Annotated in this window: 3 protein-coding genes and 1 pseudogene; all 4 read left to right on the top strand. The window is 59.1% G+C overall.

Features of this window, described 5'->3' with window-relative positions; translation table 11 throughout:
* A partial coding sequence (locus tag ACQUQ1_RS22060; RefSeq protein ID WP_435066335.1) for a DUF7521 family protein occupies positions 1-270 on the top strand: 270 nt, incomplete at its 5' end.
* Positions 271-407: 137 nt separating this feature from the next.
* Positions 408-803, top strand: a complete 396-nt coding sequence (locus ACQUQ1_RS22055; RefSeq protein ID WP_004594583.1) for a hypothetical protein — start codon at positions 408-410, stop codon at positions 801-803.
* 146 nt (positions 804-949) lie between these two features.
* The gene (locus ACQUQ1_RS22050; protein WP_004594582.1) at positions 950-1147 is read left to right on the top strand and encodes a heavy-metal-associated domain-containing protein; all 198 of its coding nucleotides are present in this window, start codon (positions 950-952) and stop codon (positions 1145-1147) included.
* Between the two features lie 131 nt (positions 1148-1278).
* Positions 1279-2120, top strand: a pseudogene (locus ACQUQ1_RS22045) (heavy metal translocating P-type ATPase); the annotation flags it as partial.

The following is a 2120-nucleotide window of genomic DNA, read 5'->3' as shown; positions in this document are numbered from 1 at the left end:
CACACGCTATTCGTCATCGGCAAACTGTTCACGACCGCGTTAGCACTGGTCATCGCATATCAGGCCTATCGCGGGTACCAACGACATCACACGCAGTTACTCCTGTACGTCGCCGCCGGCTTCGCATTGGTCGGGCTTGGCGGCCTCCTTGAAGGCGTCCTCTTCGAACTCCTCCAGGTGTCGATCTTCGAAGCAGGATTCGTCGCAGCACTCGTCACCGCAGCCGGGATGCTGTCTATCCTCTACGCCCTGTATGCCCCGAATCCATAAGGATTCAGGACGCCCATTCGACAAGCGGCCTCTGCGCGTCGTGCCCGGTTCGAAGCCGCTACTGTTCGGACTCCCCTCGTTCTCGATAGTGTAGCGTCGCAGTGGGAGTTATATCCATATCGGTCGTACCATATCGTATGATTCGAACACTCGTCGGTGTCCTCGGCGCTATCTCAGCGCTGTTCCCGGACGAAATCGTCGAGCTCTTCGAGAAACTCGCCATTTCGAATCCAGACGAGGGAACAGTGAGAGGGTGGATACGTCCAGCAGTCCGGTCGGAGGGTGTTCTGATAGCTGCGCTTTCACTCTTTAACGGGCGAGCATACGCATTGCTGATGAATCTTACCGGCGTGTTCGGTGCGATAGTCCTCTTATTTCCCGACCTGTATCAGAGATTTGCCACCGCGTTCCTGTACGAGCGTCCAGAGTCGATAGAATGGAACGAGCGATTCCGCTTGGGCATTCGGGCTATCGGCGCACTCTATGTCTTTTTAGCGGCGAAGACGTACAGAGAGCGTCACAACGATACTTGAGCCACCTCGCTATTGACACCTGGCGCATCCGATGTCTAGTTCGTTACGGCCGCAGGTATCACTTTGAATCTAAAGTTTGAGCCCCACGATATCAGTATGATCGAAGGGGAAATCCGCTAAAGAGAGGAGGCCGTGTGTATCCCTGTATGACGACGACGATCATCGTGGAAGGCATGACGTGCGGTCACTGTGAGCAGACGGTCGAAGAGGCCCTCGAAGAGGTATCCGGCGTGACTGACGTGACCGTCGACAGGGAGAGCGAACAGGCGAGCGTCGATGGTGAGGCAAATGTCACAGCTCTCGTGGAGGCCGTCGAAGACGCCGGGTACACCGCTTACGCCTGAGAATCGCGCGGACCACTCCGAGACAACGGCCAACCGTTGTCTTTGAAGCTTCGCTACGCTGGTCCTGCTGTACAGTTCAGTGGGGAAGATTCAGGGGGCCAGCGGATCCACCTCTACAGAGAATATGGGCTATGGACGACCACAAAGATACAAATGAGAATCCCCCTGGAGGGGAACACCAGCAGGACGACAGCAGTCACCAGCACGAACACGGCGAGCAGGATGAATCGGACGCCGAGTCGGACGAGCAGCGGGTAGAACAGGAGCTACTGGAAGAAGAGGCACACCCTGCTGCGGAGAGTGAGACAGTGCTCGACGAGCAGCACGAGCACGCTGGACACGAGGGCGAAGGACACGACCACGGTTCCCATGAGAGCCACGGTGAGGGGCATGGCGGGATGCACGAGGGCCACGAGCAGATGTTCCGCCGGCGCTTCTTCGTCTCGACGCTCCTGTCGATCCCAGTCCTGCTATACAGCGAAATGCTGCAGGAGTGGCTCGGGTTCTCCGTCCCCGCGTTCCCGGGCAGCGAGTGGATCAACCCCGTCTTCGCGGTCATCGTCTTCGCGTACGGTGGGATGCCGTTCCTCCAGATGGCGGTACCGGAACTGAAAGATCGGTCGCCGGGGATGATGACGCTCATCTCGATGGCGATCACCGTCGCGTTCGTCTACAGCCTCGCGAGCGTGGTCTTCCCGACGCAGTCGGCGTTCTTCTGGGAACTCGTCACCCTGATCGACATTATGCTGCTGGGGCACTGGATCGAGATGCGGTCGGTGCGACGGGCCTCGAGTGCGGTCGACGAACTGGCGAAGCTGATGCCGGACACCGCCGAGCGGATTACCGACGGCGGCGACACTGAGGAGGTCCCGGTGAGTGAACTCTCCGAGGGCGACCTCGTACTCGTCCGGCCGGGTGCGAGTGTCCCTGCTGACGGCGTCGTCGAAGAGGGAGACTCCGACGTCAACGAGTC

The organism is Halobaculum sp. EA56, assembly GCF_051195075.1.
Classification (GTDB): Archaea; Halobacteriota; Halobacteria; order Halobacteriales; family Haloferacaceae; genus Halobaculum.
Note: the sequence above shows the minus strand (reverse complement) of the source record. Positions and strands in the feature narration are given on the sequence as shown.

Excerpts from the sequence above, each read along its gene's own strand:
- ACQUQ1_RS22050 (WP_004594582.1), top strand. The coding sequence starts at position 950 with ATGACGACGACGATCATCGTGGAAGGCATGACGTGCGGTCACTGTGAG.
- ACQUQ1_RS22055 (WP_004594583.1), top strand. The coding sequence starts at position 408 with ATGATTCGAACACTCGTCGGTGTCCTCGGCGCTATCTCAGCGCTGTTC.